This window comes from Alloalcanivorax xenomutans, assembly GCF_900217905.1.
Classification (GTDB): domain Bacteria; phylum Pseudomonadota; class Gammaproteobacteria; order Pseudomonadales; family Alcanivoracaceae; genus Alloalcanivorax; species Alloalcanivorax xenomutans.
Genome location: NZ_OBMO01000004.1, coordinates 156,472 through 171,432 on the forward strand (window position 1 = coordinate 156,472; position 14,961 = coordinate 171,432).

15 protein-coding genes and 1 tRNA gene are annotated in these 14,961 nt (G+C 60.1%); 11 read left to right on the plus strand and 5 right to left on the minus strand.

Going from position 1 to position 14,961, the window contains the following annotated elements; genetic code table 11:
• Positions 1 to 248: 248 nt before the first annotated feature.
• Together CRO06_RS04730 and CRO06_RS04735 are read left to right on the plus strand one after the other, a co-directional pair.
• On the plus strand, positions 249 to 1,700 hold the full coding sequence (locus CRO06_RS04730) for a phospholipase D-like domain-containing protein (RefSeq protein ID WP_022995287.1): 1,452 nt from the start codon (positions 249 to 251) through the stop codon (positions 1,698 to 1,700).
• A gap of 20 nt (positions 1,701 to 1,720) precedes the next feature.
• The gene (locus CRO06_RS04735; RefSeq protein ID WP_097057838.1) at positions 1,721 to 2,212 is read left to right on the plus strand and encodes a hypothetical protein; all 492 of its coding nucleotides are present in this window, start codon (positions 1,721 to 1,723) and stop codon (positions 2,210 to 2,212) included.
• Positions 2,213 to 2,223: 11 nt separating this feature from the next.
• Here the strand turns inward: CRO06_RS04735 and CRO06_RS04740 are convergent, their stop codons facing one another.
• On the minus strand, positions 2,224 to 2,400 hold the full coding sequence (locus tag CRO06_RS04740) for a PLDc N-terminal domain-containing protein (protein ID WP_022995285.1): 177 nt from the start codon (positions 2,398 to 2,400) through the stop codon (positions 2,224 to 2,226).
• Between the two features lie 103 nt (positions 2,401 to 2,503).
• Complete coding sequence (locus CRO06_RS04745; protein WP_097057839.1) at positions 2,504 to 3,010, minus strand: DUF2938 domain-containing protein; 507 nt, start codon at positions 3,008 to 3,010, stop codon at positions 2,504 to 2,506.
• A 342-nt stretch (positions 3,011 to 3,352) separates the two neighbouring features.
• Between CRO06_RS04745 and CRO06_RS04750 the strand changes: the two genes are divergently transcribed.
• The 5 genes from CRO06_RS04750 (at position 3,353) to CRO06_RS04770 (ending at position 6,327) form a co-directional block, all read left to right on the plus strand.
• Positions 3,353 to 3,429, plus strand: a tRNA-Arg gene (locus CRO06_RS04750).
• A gap of 102 nt (positions 3,430 to 3,531) precedes the next feature.
• Entirely contained in the window at positions 3,532 to 4,491 is a 960-nt protein-coding gene (gene arsS / locus CRO06_RS04755; protein WP_022995283.1) for an arsenosugar biosynthesis radical SAM (seleno)protein ArsS, read from the plus strand.
• On the plus strand, positions 4,488 to 5,219 hold the full coding sequence (locus tag CRO06_RS04760) for a TIGR04283 family arsenosugar biosynthesis glycosyltransferase (RefSeq protein WP_022995282.1): 732 nt from the start codon (positions 4,488 to 4,490) through the stop codon (positions 5,217 to 5,219). The genes arsS and CRO06_RS04760 overlap by 4 nt, the downstream gene beginning before the upstream one ends.
• Entirely contained in the window at positions 5,206 to 5,832 is a 627-nt protein-coding gene (locus CRO06_RS04765) for a TIGR04282 family arsenosugar biosynthesis glycosyltransferase (RefSeq protein ID WP_022995281.1), read from the plus strand. The genes CRO06_RS04760 and CRO06_RS04765 overlap by 14 nt, the downstream gene beginning before the upstream one ends.
• Positions 5,833 to 5,988: 156 nt before the next feature.
• Positions 5,989 to 6,327, plus strand: a complete 339-nt coding sequence (locus CRO06_RS04770; RefSeq protein WP_022995280.1) for an Hpt domain-containing protein — start codon at positions 5,989 to 5,991, stop codon at positions 6,325 to 6,327.
• A 733-nt stretch (positions 6,328 to 7,060) separates the two neighbouring features.
• Here CRO06_RS04770 and fdxA read toward each other — a convergent pair.
• Together fdxA and mutS are read right to left on the minus strand one after the other, a co-directional pair.
• Positions 7,061 to 7,390 (minus strand): ferredoxin FdxA, encoded by a 330-nt coding sequence (fdxA, locus tag CRO06_RS04775; RefSeq protein ID WP_022995279.1) that lies wholly within the window; start codon positions 7,388 to 7,390, stop codon positions 7,061 to 7,063.
• Positions 7,391 to 7,529: 139 nt separating this feature from the next.
• On the minus strand, positions 7,530 to 10,085 hold the full coding sequence (mutS, locus tag CRO06_RS04780; RefSeq protein ID WP_026949488.1) for a DNA mismatch repair protein MutS: 2,556 nt from the start codon (positions 10,083 to 10,085) through the stop codon (positions 7,530 to 7,532).
• 289 nt (positions 10,086 to 10,374) lie between these two features.
• On the opposite strand from mutS, the gene CRO06_RS04785 reads away from it, so the two are divergent.
• From CRO06_RS04785 to CRO06_RS04800, 4 genes are all read left to right on the plus strand, one after another.
• Positions 10,375 to 10,965: a TetR/AcrR family transcriptional regulator gene (locus CRO06_RS04785; RefSeq protein WP_097057840.1), complete on the plus strand. Its 591-nt coding sequence runs from the start codon at positions 10,375 to 10,377 to the stop codon at positions 10,963 to 10,965.
• Between the two features lie 269 nt (positions 10,966 to 11,234).
• Positions 11,235 to 12,032 carry a crotonase/enoyl-CoA hydratase family protein gene (locus tag CRO06_RS04790; protein ID WP_097057841.1) on the plus strand — a complete coding sequence of 266 codons (798 nt, stop codon included), beginning with the start codon at positions 11,235 to 11,237 and terminating at the stop codon, positions 12,030 to 12,032.
• Between the two features lie 8 nt (positions 12,033 to 12,040).
• Positions 12,041 to 12,511, plus strand: coding sequence for a tautomerase family protein (locus tag CRO06_RS04795; protein WP_097057842.1), 471 nt, complete (start codon positions 12,041 to 12,043; stop codon positions 12,509 to 12,511).
• A 107-nt stretch (positions 12,512 to 12,618) separates the two neighbouring features.
• A complete protein-coding gene (locus tag CRO06_RS04800; RefSeq protein WP_097057843.1) occupies positions 12,619 to 13,071 on the plus strand; it encodes a VOC family protein in 453 nt (150 codons plus the stop codon).
• 88 nt (positions 13,072 to 13,159) lie between these two features.
• On the opposite strand, the gene CRO06_RS04805 is transcribed toward CRO06_RS04800, so the two are convergent.
• On the minus strand, positions 13,160 to 14,878 hold the full coding sequence (locus tag CRO06_RS04805; protein ID WP_097057844.1) for a bifunctional helix-turn-helix transcriptional regulator/alpha/beta hydrolase: 1,719 nt from the start codon (positions 14,876 to 14,878) through the stop codon (positions 13,160 to 13,162).
• Positions 14,879 to 14,961 lie beyond the last annotated feature (83 nt).

The window sequence follows — 14,961 nt, forward strand, 5'->3', positions numbered from 1 at the left end:
GCGAGGCCGATCCTGGAGTTTGCCGATGATCGCGGGTACGGATGACCGGGCGATGATGGCACTTCAAATGGGTGGAAGATTCCGACCCGGTGCGCCTGTTGGACGCGGAGGGTGAAAAACGGACGACGATTGTAAGTTATTGAAAATAAAAGAGCAAAATCACGGGCGCAAGCCCCGGGCCGGTCAATATGCTATGTTTCCCCGGGATTGCGGCCCCGGCCCGGGGTAATTACGAGCGAGGCGATGACGTGAGCGACTTTTTACACACGGCTTTGCTGTGGCTGGAGCAGGCCTCCGCCTGGCTGGAGGCGTTCTGGCTGGCGATCGTCGCGCCGGTGGGCGTGGGGCTGGCGGTCTGGGTGACCGTGCATGTGGCCCAGCACAAGCGGGATGCCCGGGCCGCCGCGGCCTGGACCGGCCTGGTCTGGCTGGTGCCGTTTCTGGGTGCTCTGCTGTATTTGTTGCTTGGGGTCAATCGTATCCAGCGCCGTGCCCGGCAGCTTACCGGCGGCGGCATCGATACGCTGGAGAGCACGGAATCGGTTGCCGAGGACACGGTGCAGGCACCGCAATTGCGTGTGCTGTCGCGGTTGGTGGGGCGCCTGACGCGATTGCCTCTGACCGCCGGCAATCGCGTCACCATGCATGAGGCCCGCGAGGCCCTGCATTTGATGGCACAGGCGGTGGATGAAGCACAGCACAGCGTCTTCATGGCCACCTATATCTTCGGCAACGATGCGGCCGGCAAGCCCTTGGTGGAGGCACTGACACGGGCCGCCGCCCGTGGCGTGCAGGTGAGAGTCTTGCTGGATGGCGTCGGCGCTTTGTACTCCTTGCCCTCGGTGACCCGCCGTTTACGCAAGGGCGGAGTACGGGTGGAGCGGTTCCTGCACTCGGTGGCGCCGTGGCGCATGCCTTACATGAACCTGCGCAATCACCGTAAATTGATGATCGTCGATCATACCCTGGGCTTTACCGGCGGCATGAATGTGCGTGCCGGCTATGTGCGGGAGCCGGCCCGGACCCACGACCTGCATGCCCGTCTGGAAGGGCCGGTGGTGGCGCATCTGCTGCGTACCTTCGCGGCGGATTGGATGTTCACCTGTGGCGAGAATCTGACGGCGGAATACCAGGGACAGCAGGCGCCGGGAACGGTGCGCGCCCGTGGCATCAGCGCCGGGCCGGACGCCGATTTCGACAAGCGTCGCCTGACTCTGTTCGCCGCCATCGGCTCGGCGGAACGGGAGATCCGTATCGTCACGCCTTATTTCGTCCCTGACCAGACCTTGATGGCGGCTCTGCAACTGGCGCTGCTGAAGGGGGTCAAGGTGGAGCTGGTGGTGCCGCGCAAGAACAATCTGCGTCTGGTGCAGTGGGCCAGTATTCACGCGCTGAAATGGCTGGTGCGCGGTGGCGCGCATCTGTATCTTTCCGCTCCGCCGTTCGATCACAGCAAGGTGATGACCGTCGACGGCCATTGGGTACAGCTTGGCTCGGGGAACTGGGATGCGCGCAGTTTGCGGCTGAACTTCGAGTTCGATCTGGAATGCTACGATGGTCCCCTGGCGGAACAGGTCAACACTCTGATCGACGGCCGGATCGCCGGCGCCAGGCGCATGGACGATGCCGACTTCCAGGCCATGGCAGGCTGGCGCAATGTGCGCAATGCCCTGGCCCATATGCTGGAACCCTATCTCTGAGAGCACTGAGAGGAGCCCTCATGCGTCTGCCCCGGGATGCGGAACTGCCCGCCCATCTGGTTACCCTGATTCGTTTGCAATTCCTGCATGGTCTGCTGGTGGTGGCGGTGGCCACCGGGATCTGGCTGCCGGCGCCGGCGGTGGCGCACGGCTGGTTACCACTGGTGCCCTTGCTGGTGGCGATTTTCCTGTTGCTGCCCTCGGGATTGTATCTGGGGGCGGAGGTTCAAAGGGAGGAAGCGACACTGACGCCGGCGGTATTGCTGTTGTGGTTGCTGGCCAGCGCCACGCCGTTCGTGCCGGCATTGATCGCCGCACTACTGATGATCGTCGCCGTGATGTTGTTGTTTCTGATGGAGAAGGTGGCCGCCATCCGCGAACACTGGCCAGAAGCCTGGTTACGGGGACGGCGGCAGCACATGCAGTTCCAGATGGTGTCTCTGGCCAGCGTGGTGTTCTGGCTTTTCAGCCGTGACAACCAGCTGTTGCTGAATCTGGGGTTGGGGGGCTGACCCCGGCCTGGTTATTTTTTCACCGGAGAGCCCGGTCCCAGCAGGGCCCAGAGAATCAGACCAAGCAGCGGCAGGATGACCACCAGCGCGATCCACAAGGCCTTTTGTGGTACCTCGGCGCCGGATTGCAGGATTTTCACGATGGCGAAAATATCCAGGATCAGAATGATGATGCTGAGTGCTTTCATGAGTGGATCCTTTCCTTGATCAGTTCTTGTTGACCCTAGAATCGCCCACCGTGATGCGTAAAGGCAACAAAGGTAAAACGTCATCCACGGAGGCGGGCAGTGGTCATGGCGAGGATAGAATCAAAGCCCCCAGCCAGGCGGAGAGAAACAGGCCGATACCGAATACGGTGTGATTGATCAGGCTGCGAAGACGGGCCTGATTCGGGTTCGGTGTTTTCGACGCCGCCACGCCAGCGCCCATGCCCGGCTGCAGAATCAACAGAGGTGCCGCCACGGTAAGCACGCCGAACAGCAGCGCCGGCCATAAGGATGGCTCCCTGGCCCAGGATAACCCCGCCAGTGCCAGCAGCAGCCCAGCGAAACCAACGCCTATGAGATAGTGGGTAAGCCACCCCAGTGCGGTTTCACCGGTGATGGCAGGGGCCTTGGCGATGCTGTCATGAATCCATCGACCACGAGGCAGATGCCCCACCCAGCGTCCCACCAGTCCCCAGTTGGGCGCCGGAATACCCAGCAAACGCCGGGCGGCCAGGGCATAGCCATCCGCTATCGCCGTGGCCCCGATGCCGATCAACAGCGTGCGGATGACGAATTCGAAAATCTCGGTCATGGCAGTGGTTCCTGCTTAATGGAGCAATATTCAATTGATTTATTGAATATTTGATGAGGAAGCATGAGATGTCAATGGTTGCCTTCCTGGATTCGCTGCTTTGCGGCGAATGGGCATATGGGCTGGCACGAGCCGTTCAGGCCGGTACAATGCCGTTCTTCTGCCCCGGTAGCTCAGTTGGGTGAGGGCGGGGCCTTCCGGCGCCCTGCGCCGGCCGCCGTCACGCCACGCGGATACCGCCGCGTGGCCGGTGCCCGGAGGGTGAGTAAGCGCCTCCACAGAGAGTCTTGCTCCTTGCTACTGGCACTGCGGTTTCAGGCCGGTACAATGCCTCCTTTCAATGCCCCGGTAGCTCAGTTGGATAGAGCAAGCGCCTCCTAAGCGCTAGGTCGGACGTTCAAATCGTCTCCGGGGCGCCATTTCCCCTCTTCTGTATCGAATTCGCCTTTGTCGTGTCTTTTGACGTAACGTTTTCCTTATCCGTGCGTCCATTACAGTAGAACAACGGACAGGAGCTGATCATGAGAGACAGTCGCGCGTTACTGGTACGCAGCGGCACCGATTTCCCCGCGCTACATCGGCGGCGGACCACCATCTTGCAGGTGAATCTGGGCTATCGGTGCAATCTGAGCTGCGTGCATTGCCACGTGAACGCGGGTCCCACGCGCACGGAGATGATGTCCGCGGAGACCGCCGACCTGGTTATCGAGGTGCTGCGGCGGGGACACATCGAGACCCTGGATCTGACCGGCGGTGCGCCGGAAATGAGTCCTCACTTTCGGCGATTGGTCCAGGAAGCACGGACGCTGGGTGTCACCGTGATCGACCGCTGCAATCTGACCATCCTGCTGGAACCCGGCTATGAAGATTTGCCGGCTTTCCTGGCGGAACAGGGCGTGCAGGTGGTGGCGTCCTTGCCCTGCTATCTGGAAGAGAACGTCAACAAGCAGCGGGGCAAGGGAGTCTATGCGGCCAGCATCGAGGCGATCCGTCGGCTCAACCGGATGGGTTATGGTGGCGAGTCCCTGATTCTGGACCTGGTGTACAACCCGGTGGGGGCTCACCTGCCACCACCGCAGGCCGGTTTGCAGGAGGACTACAAGCGCGAGCTGGCGGTCCGTTTCGATATTCACTTCAATCGCCTGCTGACCATCACCAACATGCCGATCAGCCGGTTCGGCTCGGTGCTGCTGGCCCACCATCAGTTCGATGATTATATGCAGCTGCTGCGTAGCAACCACAATCCGGCCAACCTGGACGACGTGATGTGCCGGAATACCCTGAGCGTGGATTATCAGGGTTACCTGTACGATTGCGATTTCAACCAGATGCTGGGCCTGGCTCAGGGTGGCACCGGGCGTCATCCACATCTGCGGGAAATGCTACAGGACGACAAGGACGGAGAACCGGTGTACGTGGCGGATCATTGTTATGGTTGCACCGCCGGCGCCGGTAGCAGCTGCGGTGGAGCGCTGGCGTGACGCGGCGTTTGAGCGTGGTGATTCCGGTGCTCAATGAAGCCCCCCGTTTACGGTGGCTGCTGCCGAAGCTGCGCCGACATCTGTGGGATCAGGATGAGATCATCGTGGTGGACGGTGCCAGCACCGACGAGACCGTGTCGGTGGCGGAGGAGGTCGCGGACAAGGTCCTGCACTGCGATCGTGGCCGGGCCCGTCAGATGAACTTCGGCGCTGAACGGGCCTGCGGCGATCTGCTCTGGTTCCTCCACGCTGACAGCGGCATGCGGCGGGGGCAACCGGCGGCATTGCGTTATTTGCCGGAGGGGCCGTTGTGGGGGCGGTTCGATGTCCGTCTCAAAGGCCGCCATCCACTCTTTCCGATCATCGGCGGCGCCATGAATCTGCGCTCGCGCTGGACCGGTATTGCCACTGGCGATCAGGGGATCTTCGTGGATCGCCTTTTGTTTCTCGATGTGGGTGGCTTTCCGTTACAGCCGTTAATGGAGGACGTGGCATTGAGTGCCTGCCTGCGCCGCCACGGCAAGCCGTTATGTTTACGTCCCAGAATGGTGGTGGACAGTCGCCGCTGGCAGCAACACGGTGTGCTGCGGACGGTATGGCTGATGTGGCGCTTGCGCTGGCGCTATTGGCGTGGCGCCGACCCGGCCGAACTGCACCGAATCTATTATCGCGACCATGACGATGGTGAAGCCGCTCCAGAGCGGGAGGGCGGGCGTGACCCGGGATAAAGGCGAGAGCACGTTGCTGTTGGTCTTCGCCAAGGCGCCAGAGCCGGGGCAGGTGAAAACCCGGTTGGCGGCTTCCTTGGGAGAGAACGCCGCGCTGGCGGCTCACCAGGCGCTGCTGGACCGGACGCTGTGTTTGGCGGCGGCGTTTCCCGGCCCGGCGGTGCTGATGCTAAACCGTGCGGAGGCCGCGACCGAGCGCCGGGCGCGGGAGCTCGGGCTGGACATCGACTACCAGCAAGGGGCGGATCTGGGCGAGCGCATGGAGCGGGCCATGGCCTGGGGGCTGGCGCGGGCGGATAGAGTGTTGCTGGTGGGCAGCGACTGTCCCGCGATGAGCCCCGACTATCTGCGGGAAGCCGCGGATACCCTGGGACAGGCGCCGGTGGTACTGGGCCCCAGCGAGGATGGCGGGTTCGTCTTGCTGGGCGGCAGTGATGCCGCGCTCTGGCGCCAGCCACTGTTCCGCCATGTGGCGATGAGTACCGATCACACCCTGGCCGATACCCTGGCGGCGCTGTCCGCCCATTGTCAGCCACGACTATTGCCGATGCTCTGGGACGTGGATTACCCGAAGGATCTGGAGCGGGCCCGGCGTCTGGGCCTGTTGTCCTGAGCCTGTCCATGGCCGCGCTGCTTTCCACGGTCGCGGCGCCTCTTTGCCTGACACGGCAGCCCGTTTTCTCATCCATTCCGCTGAAGTCTGTGCGATATTATGGCGCTACCATTGGCGTCACGATTGCGTTGACGCAGGGCTCAGCTGGAGTGATTGATGAGCAGGCAGGAAGCAGTGGACCTGGCGGTTATCCAGGAACTGAAAGAAGTGATGGGGGCGGATTTTCCCCGCTTGGTGGTGTCGTTCGTCAAGGATGGCGAACAGCGTTTGCGCGCGATTCAGGATGGTCTGGCCGCCGCCGATGTGGAAGTGGTGCGCCAGCAGGCTCATAGCTTCAAGGGCAGTAGTGGCAACCTCGGCGCGGTACGGGTGTCGGCGTTATGTCTGGAGATGGAAAGCGCGGCCCGCGACGGGGATCTGTCAGTGGCCGCATCCCTGTTCGACCCGTTGAAGGAGGCTTTTGAATCGGTGTGTGTGCGGTTGAAGTCACTCTGAGGGGCGCAAAAATCGCAGGGAGGGATTTTTGACGTCGCTTGCGACGGCCCAAGGAGTGGCCGCCATGGACGGCGGACAAAAAAAACCCCTCTTCCAAAGGGGGGGGTGGAAGAGGGGGGGTTGTGAGCGCTATTTCTAGCGCCTTGGGGGGATACCTTTTCCGTTGGCTCGGCCTAATGCCCTAGCCAATCGAGATACTGTATATCCTACAGGGAGAGCCTTCCCCCTGCTGTAAAATGCGGTGAGAGAATGTAAAAACTTCCTAGCTTGTTCGGGTGCACCGTATCCGGGGTGCAAATGGCAGGCTGGTGAAGTGAGGGTCAACCGCGATCTTGTAAGCCATAGCTTACAATGGTGTAAGCATTTTTACCAATGTTGTGTCCGCCATCTGCTCTTTCTTTCGATCTGAAAATTCTTATCTGTCTGATTTATAAGGGTTTTTTGTTTTTGTGGGGACGAGATCCATTTACTTTTTAAAGATCTTTAACCCTTGAGCGTCAGGGCGCTTGCTATAGTACTTCCCGTGTTCAGGGACATGAGCACAGGGAACTGCTAAGGATGGCGGACAAGGATGTCCAGGTGAGCGCAAATCGGGTAAGGACGACTCGACGCAAAAAGGGCGGCAGGATGCCGCCCTTCTCATTTTGTGGCCACCTTCCATGGCGATGCCAGTCCGCCGCTCAGGCGGTTGGCGGTAAGACGAATCTTCGATCCGTCATGCCCGCCGTTCTCACTACCACTCTCGAATCAGCTGCTCGCGCTTGTTGGCCACGCCATCCCAGTCCGCGGCGTCGTCGGGAGCGTCCTTCATCTCCGTGATATTTGGCCACTTCTCCGCCAATTCGGCATTGATTTCCAGGAATTCCTGCTGATCGTCGGGCAACTCGTCTTCCGAGAAGATCGCGTTCACGGGACACTCCGGCTCGCACAGCGCACAGTCGATGCACTCATCCGGGTGAATCACCAGAAAATTCGGACCTTCATAAAAGCAGTCCACCGGACATACTTCCACACAGTCCGTGTGTTTACACTTGATGCAGTTTTCACCTACTACGAACGTCATTAGCCTGTCCTCGCCAGGTGTGTTCTCTTCCACGACCGGTCCGCCCGCTATGGAAAGTCTAGCAGAGCGCCGGTTTGGGGGTCTCGGGGCCGCGCTAGTCTAGCTTCAAGGTCCCGGGCAGGCAAACCGGCTTACCCGGTTAAGCTAAGCTCTTCAGCCGATAAAGCAGATCCAGCGCCTGACGGGGGGTCACCTGATCGGGATCGATTTCGGCGATGGCCTCCTTGAGCGGGTCCGGTGCCGCGAACAGCTCGCTTTGCATCGGCGCCGCCGGGCGCGTGGGCGCCGGCGCCGGCGCGGGGGTGCCGGTTTCCAGTTCCAGCAGTTTTTCCGTGGCCCGCTGGATCACTGGTGCCGGCACCCCGGCCAGTTGTGCCACCTGCAGACCGTAACTGCGGCTGGCGGGCCCCTCCTGCACCCGGTGCAGGAACACGATGCGATTGTCGTGCTCGCTGGCGGTGAGATGAGCATTGTAGACAGTGTCCAGAGTCTCCGGCAGCTGCGTCAACTCGAAATAATGGGTGGCGAACAGAGTGAAGGCGCGCAGCCGCGTGGCCAGATGTTCCGCCGCCGCCCAGGCCAGACTGAGCCCGTCGAAGGTACTGGTGCCGCGACCAATCTCATCCATCAATACCAGACTTTCCGGCGTGGCGTTATTGAGGATGTTGGCGGTTTCCGACATTTCCACCATAAAGGTGGAGCGGCCGCCGGCCAGATCGTCGGAGGAGCCGATGCGGGTGAAGATCCGGTCCAGCGGCCCGATGCGGGCGCTGGCGGCGGGCACCGCGCTGCCGATGTGAGCGAGCAGCGCGATCAACGCGGTCTGACGCATATAGGTGGATTTACCGCCCATGTTCGGACCGGTGATGACGACCATGCGGCGGCGATCATCCAGGTGCAGGCTGTTCGGCACGAACGCCTCTTCCAGCACCTGTTCCACCACCGGGTGACGGCCGTCGACGATCTCCAGCAGTGGTGTCTCCAGTAATTGCGGCCGTACCCAGCCGAGCGCCTCGGCGCGTTCGGCCAGGGTCGCCAGCACGTCCAGTTCGGCCACCGCCGAGGCGCAAACCTGCAACGGACCCAGATGCGCCGCCACCGTTTCGATCAACTCCTCGTAGAGCCGTTTTTCCAGCGTCAGCGCCTTGCTGGACGCGGACAGCGCCTTGTCCTCGAAGGTCTTCAGCTCCGGCGTAATAAAGCGCTCAGCGTTCTTCAGGGTCTGCCGGCGTTGATAGTCCACCGGCGCCTGCTCCGCCTCGCGGCGGGACAGCTCAATATAGTAGCCGTGGACCTTGTTGTACTTGACCCGCAGAGTGGCAAAGCCGGTGCGCTCGCGCTCGCGCTTTTCAATATCCACAAGCACCGCGCCGGCGTTCTCACTGATGGCGCGCAACTCATCCAGATCCTCGCTGTAACCGGGAGCGATGACACCGCCGTCGCGGATCAGCATGGGCGGATTCTCGATCACGGCCCGGGCCAGCAATTCGCACTGTTCCGGGAACTCGCCCAAGCGCTCATGGGCTTCGGCGAAGGCGTTGGATTCCGGCAAGGCCGCGTGCAAGGCCGGCAGCGCTTCCAGGCTGGCGCGCAGGCGGGTCAGATCGCGGGGGCGGGCGGAGCGCAGCGCCACCCGGCCGAGAATCCGTTCCATATCGCCAATCCGGTCCAGCACCTGGCGCAGCGCCTCGAAACGCCAGCCGTCACGCAAGGCATCGATACGATCCTGGCGGCCATTGAGCACGGCGCGGTCACGTAATGGCTGGTGCACCCAGCGCTTCAGCAGGCGCGCGCCCATGGCGGTGGTGGTGTTGTCCAATACCCAGGCCAGGGAATGCTGCTCCCGGCCATCCAGCGTTTCGGTCAGTTCCAGATTGCGGCGGGTGGCGGCGTCCATGGCCACGCTGTCGTCGAACGACTCCACCGCCAGACCGGTGACATGGGGCAGGGCGCTACGCTGCGTATCGCGGGCGTACTGCAACAGCGCGCCGGCGGCGGCCACCGCGGCGCCCGCCGGCTGCCCGAAGCCGGACAGGTCCTGCACCTGGAACTGCTTGCACAGCTGCCGCCGCGCTGCTTCCTCATCGAATTCCCACACCGGCCGGACCCGGCTGCCGGGGCGCTCCGTCAAGGCCGTCGGAAAACCGTGTGCTTCGCTCAGCAACAACTCCGCCGGCTGCCAGCGCTCGAGTAACGCCTGCAACTGCTCCTGGCCTTCCACCTGGGTCACCACGAAACGGCCGGCGGCCACATCCAGCGCCGCCGCGCCCACACGGGGGCCGTCCTCGCACAAAGCGCAAAGCAGATTGTCGCGGCGCTCTTCCATCAAGGCTTCGTCACTCACGGTCCCCGGCGTGACGATGCGTACCACCTTGCGTTCCACTGGCCCCTTGCTGGTGGCCGGATCACCGATCTGCTCGCAGATCACCACCGACTCACCGAGCTTCACCAACCGTGCCAGATAGCCTTCCGCCGCGTGATACGGAATCCCCGCCATCGGAATCGGCTTGCCCGCGCTTTGCCCGCGCTGGGTCAGCGTGATGTCCAGCAACCGTGCCGCCTTCTGCGCATCGCCGAAGAACAGCTCATAAAAATCCCCCATGCGGTAGAACACCAACTGGTCCGGGTGCTCGGCCTTGATGCCAAGGTACTGCTGCATCATGGGGGTGTGGCCGGATAGATCTTCCTTTGCCATATCTGCGTTTGATCCTCGATTTCTGGCGTTTTGGGCTATACCTTTCAGGCCTGCGCGAGTTTGCTTGAAAAACGATCAATCGTGTCGGAAACGAAAGAGGAAGCATAGCAAACGGAACACCGGGCCTCTATCAGAGGGAGCGCGGAATAGTGCGGTTTGACGGGCTTCCCGTTCGACTCGATGTGAAGGTTTCAGGTATTGAAGACGCTTCACCATATCGATTGTGATACCGGTTATGGCGATGCTAAAATATGACGTTTGTTATATTTTCTGAATGATCGGAGAGAAGATGTCTCAGTCAAAGCCAGAGGCACGCCGAAGATTGATTGCCGGTGCGGCGGAGATGTTAAGTCGCAGGGGATTGAATGCGACCAGTATTCGCGAATTGGCCAAGTACTCAAAGGCCCCTCTCGGGTCCACTTACCACTACTTCCCCGGCGGGAAGAAGCAGGTGGTTGTGGAAGCGGTGCGCTATGTGGGGGGCAAGGTGACAGCGGTACTGGCTGAGTCATTGCAGGCGGGACCGTTGCACGGGTTGTCGGCTTTTCTGGAGCTGTGGCGAGAACAGGTTCTGAAAAGTGACTTTAAAGCCGGCTGCCCGATTCTGTCCGTGGCGGTTGAGGAGCCCGACAGTGACGAGGGGATGGTGGCGCTTGACGCGGCCGCCAGGGTATTCGCCACCTGGACCGATGTCATGAGTCAATCCTTGCGGATGGAAGGAGTCGAAGATGAGCAGGCAAAACAGCTTGCGACCTTGATTGTTTCTTCCGTTGAGGGGACGGTGGCCCTTTGTCGTGCGCAGCGGAGCATCGAACCGTTGGACAGGGTATCCCGACAGCTGGAATGGCTGATCGAAACGGCGATTCAGAGCAAAACCTGACACGGCACACAGCAGAGCAAGTCCCATTAAACCGTTGCCTGGCGCCAATCCGGAAACCTGATTCCATGGTTGCCGGGCGATTCCGCCTCCGTCTCGACACACCTTCCTCTATTTCCTTCGGGTAATGCCGCCAGAGATTACCTTGATGAGCCATGTTGCCGACTGTCCGGCCTGAGCTTGTGGTGATGCTGTTTCTTCTTGATATAACGATCGTTATATACTAGGCTTTTTGAATATTACAGTCGTTATATTTCTGGAGAGATCTGAAGATGAGTGAAGCAAACAGTGGAACAGGCCGCGTTAGCCGGGAGCGGCGTGGAAATATTCTTCTGCTGGGCCTGGATCGGGCGGGCAAACGTAATGCTTTCGATAGCGCCATGCTGGCCGACCTCGCCCTGGCTCTGGGGGAATACGAGCGCGACCCTGATCTGCGCTGCGCCGTATTGTTCGCCCATGGTGAGCACTTCACCGCCGGTCTGGATTTGATGGAGCTGGGCCCCAAGCTGGCTGGTGGTGGTTTTCAGTATCCGGATGAGGGGATCGATCCCTTTGGTGTCTCCCGGCCGAGACGTAGCAAGCCTTTGATCGCGGCTGTTCAGGGTATGTGCTGGACCGCGGCCATTGAATTGGCCCTCAGCGCTGATGTTGCGATTGCCGCTTCAAATGCCCGTTTCGCGCAGATGGAAGTGATGCGTGGTATTGCGCCGGCCGGTGGCGCCACGGTGCGCTTCCCGCAAGTGGCCGGGTGGTCGAATGCCATGCGCTATATGTTGACGGGTGAAGAATTCTCGGCTGAAGAAGCGTACCGACTGGGTTTGGTCAGTGAAGTGGTTGAGCCCGGTCAGGAACTGGATCGTGCTATTGAAGTGGCCGAACGGATTGCGAAAGCCGCGCCATTGGGGGTTAAAGCTACCCTGGTTTCAGCCAATGCGGCCCGTTATGAGGGTGATGAAGCAAGTTTGGCTATGTTAACGGAACAGTTACTCCAACTGATGAAAAGTGAGGATGTACGTGAGGGTGTCATGGCGATGATGCAAAAGCGCGAGCCCGTCTTTGCCGGAAAATAGGCGGAACGATGACCATCATCAGAGTCACGACCCCGCAAGGGCGTCTGAACACAGATCAGAAAAGAGCGTTAGCGACGACATTGACCGACGCTGTCCTGGTGCCGGAAGTGGGGCAGCCCATGCCTCCCGCCCGTGTGGGTTTCCAGGTTCATTTTAATGAACTCAATACCGACAGTATGGCGATTAATGGCGAGTTGCTTTCGGATGAGCAGGCGGACGTTGTGACAATTGATATTGCCGTCATGGCGGCGGCCTGGCCGGCGGAGGTCCGGACGGAAGTCATTCGCCGTGTTCTGGCCGCACTGGCGGAAGCCTGTGACATGAGTGCCCCTGGCCCGCTGTGGTGGGTGAACTTCCGTGTCATTGATGAAGGCAGTTGGGGCTCCCGCGGCGATGTGCTGTCGATCCTGGATCTTCTGGATACCGGTGTGTTCACGGATGAAAGAAAGGAAGCCATCAAGGCGGCACTGAACATATAGTCGTCATTCGGTGCTCTTGCCTTGTTGGACTGCCGTTGAAAGAGATGGCCAGGAAAGCATGACATTAAAAGAATGAATCATTTTCGGTGAGTCTGGAGAGATGCATCATGAGTAACGAATGGCAGTATCCCTACGGAAGTAATCAGCGCTACCACCTGCAGCATGTCCATATCTTTGCTTCAAATATCAACGAGACGATCGACTTCTATACAAGATGGTTCGATGGCGAGGTGGTATGGGATGGTGACGTCGCCGGTGCCCGTAATGTCTTTATGAAAATCGGTATTGGTGCACTGCATCTCTACGATCAACCTCCCAGAGGGGAAGGAAAGAACGCGGTGCACCATCTTGGAATGCAAGTGGTTGGCATCGAGGAGATCTATGAAAGGATGAAGGAGGCGGGGCTTCATATTCCCAATCCGATTCGGAAGTTGGGCGGAGGTGGCGGTTACTTCATGTTGGGGGCTCCCGACAATGTGGTGATTGAGATGTTCGAGCCCGGAGCAACCCGGGATGAAGTAGTCAGAAGCTACTATGGATTGACGAAAAAGCAGGGCTGATCGCGTTGACCCGATCAATACATGGGAAATAGCGGGAGAGACAAGATTATGGAAAAAGGAAAGTGATCGGCTGTCCCGCGTTACTGATTCAGAAAGGGCTGGTAAGGGCTGGAAAGGCAGTCCCTCCGGGTGATTCCTCGGGAGAAGAAAGTTCGAGCAGTTCAGTTAAAAACGCTTTCCAGACCTTGTAGATCATAAAACGCCCCTGGTCCGGGAAGCTGCGAAAACTGACGTTGGGCAGGCTCGCGGCCAGGCCACGGGCACTGCCGATGGAGATGATGCGGTCGTCTTCTCCGTGCCAGTAGGTGACAGGCACGCTGATCTGGCTGAGATCCACATACCAGGGGTGCTGCATACGCAGATACTCATCAATGATGATGCGGGCGCCCTGGAAGTGACTGAGCTTCATGCGCTCGATCAGCCGGGCCAGCAGGTCCGGGTTTCCGAGTACGGCCTGGTCTTCGGGGCACAGGGATTTGGCCAGACGTGAGAAATACTTTTCCGGCGAGCGCTGCATTCCGCGCAGGGCGAGCCGTCCGACCAATACGAACAGACGTGGATCCTTACGGAAGATACGCAGGAACATGGCGTGGATAGGGTCAAGCTTATCCAGTTCGAAGTGTTCGATCGGAACAGTACTGGACAGCAGTCCCAGTCGATCAAACAGATCCGGATCCATAGCGGCTGAGCACAGTGCATAGGGCCCGCCGCCGCAGTAGGCCGCCATCGGTGGTCGTTCGATATCGAGATGGCGGCATAGCGCGCGGATATCCGGACTGAAATCCCGGAACTCCATCTCCGGCCGTGCGGTTGAAAGGCCGTAACCGGGCCTTACGATCAGTATCATGCGCAGACCCTGTTCGCGATACCAGGTTTCGAACAGGCGGTGGTCGGGGAGTGCGCCACCGAGGTTATCCAATGTCAGCACCGGCCGCCCGGTTGGATCACCGTACTCGAACCAGCTCAACACGCGGCCGTCGGTCAGGGTCATGGTGCGCTCCGGTATTGGTGACGTAGCCCCGGGCGGTGCGGTCTGCACCAGAGCATGCCCCATCGCCTGGCTTACCAATTGTACCTGGCTATTGACGTCCAGCTTTGCCATGGCGGACTTGATCTGGGCGCGAGCGGTGTGAACGCTGATCGACAGCAATGCCGCGCTTTGATTGAGATTGCCGATCTTACACAGCAGGTGAAGAAGGCGGGATTCCGCGTGAGTTATGGGGAAAATGGCTTTCAAGGATTCAGGAGAGGGAGTCACTACATTCTGACCCGCCAATACCCAGACAATAGTCCGCACCCGGCTAATGGTGCCCCCGGCGTCGGACTTCTTCACTGGCAGACAGAGCAGGGTCACCGCGGCGTGTCGTGAAGTGAGCAGTTGAGTATGCCGGCCGCCCGCGCGGTCATTGACCCGCTTCAATGACTGCTTCAGTTCCCGGTCGGCGACGCGTAGTTGGCCATCGGGGAGCAAGGTTATCGGCTCCCGGGTGAGCGTCTGACGCGCCGCCAGGTTGCATTCCATTACATGCATTTCCTGGTCGAGCATCAGCATTGGCCAGGGCATTCGGTCATACATGGTATTGAGGAGCTGTGTGCGGTCCTCAAGAGCATGCATATAGGAGCTGCCGCGTACCGCCCGTTCAAGGTGCCCGATCAACCGTTCCACATGAACGGGCGCATCGGGGGTATCCTTTGGCGGCGTGGTGTAGGTCCAGCCGGTAATGGTGTCCAGCAGTTCCACCCAATCGTCGGGGGACAAGGCTGTTTCATAGATCTTGCCAATCAGATCGTCATTATCATCCTGCAAGACAGAGGCCCCGGGCTCGGCGAAATATGACCTTGATCATAGAAAGCGTTTGCCTGGGGCGCAACGAGAACGACCCCGGCGGA

What these genes read in the sequence shown, in the direction of transcription:
- CRO06_RS04745 (WP_097057839.1), bottom strand. Translation starts at nt 3,010, where the DNA reads ATGACCGAGATTTTCGAATTCGTCATCCGCACGCTGTTGATCGGCATC.
- CRO06_RS04800 (WP_097057843.1), top strand. Translation starts at nt 12,619, where the DNA reads ATGAGTAACGAATGGCAGTATCCCTACGGAAGTAATCAGCGCTACCAC.
- CRO06_RS04785 (WP_097057840.1), top strand. Translation starts at nt 10,375, where the DNA reads ATGTCTCAGTCAAAGCCAGAGGCACGCCGAAGATTGATTGCCGGTGCG.
- CRO06_RS04740 (WP_022995285.1), bottom strand. Translation starts at nt 2,400, where the DNA reads ATGAAAGCACTCAGCATCATCATTCTGATCCTGGATATTTTCGCCATC.
- CRO06_RS04790 (WP_097057841.1), top strand. Translation starts at nt 11,235, where the DNA reads ATGAGTGAAGCAAACAGTGGAACAGGCCGCGTTAGCCGGGAGCGGCGT.
- CRO06_RS04735 (WP_097057838.1), top strand. Translation starts at nt 1,721, where the DNA reads ATGCGTCTGCCCCGGGATGCGGAACTGCCCGCCCATCTGGTTACCCTG.
- CRO06_RS04770 (WP_022995280.1), top strand. Translation starts at nt 5,989, where the DNA reads ATGAGCAGGCAGGAAGCAGTGGACCTGGCGGTTATCCAGGAACTGAAA.
- fdxA (WP_022995279.1), bottom strand. Translation starts at nt 7,390, where the DNA reads ATGACGTTCGTAGTAGGTGAAAACTGCATCAAGTGTAAACACACGGAC.
- arsS (WP_022995283.1), top strand. Translation starts at nt 3,532, where the DNA reads ATGAGAGACAGTCGCGCGTTACTGGTACGCAGCGGCACCGATTTCCCC.
- CRO06_RS04795 (WP_097057842.1), top strand. Translation starts at nt 12,041, where the DNA reads ATGACCATCATCAGAGTCACGACCCCGCAAGGGCGTCTGAACACAGAT.
- mutS (WP_026949488.1), bottom strand. Translation starts at nt 10,085, where the DNA reads ATGGCAAAGGAAGATCTATCCGGCCACACCCCCATGATGCAGCAGTAC.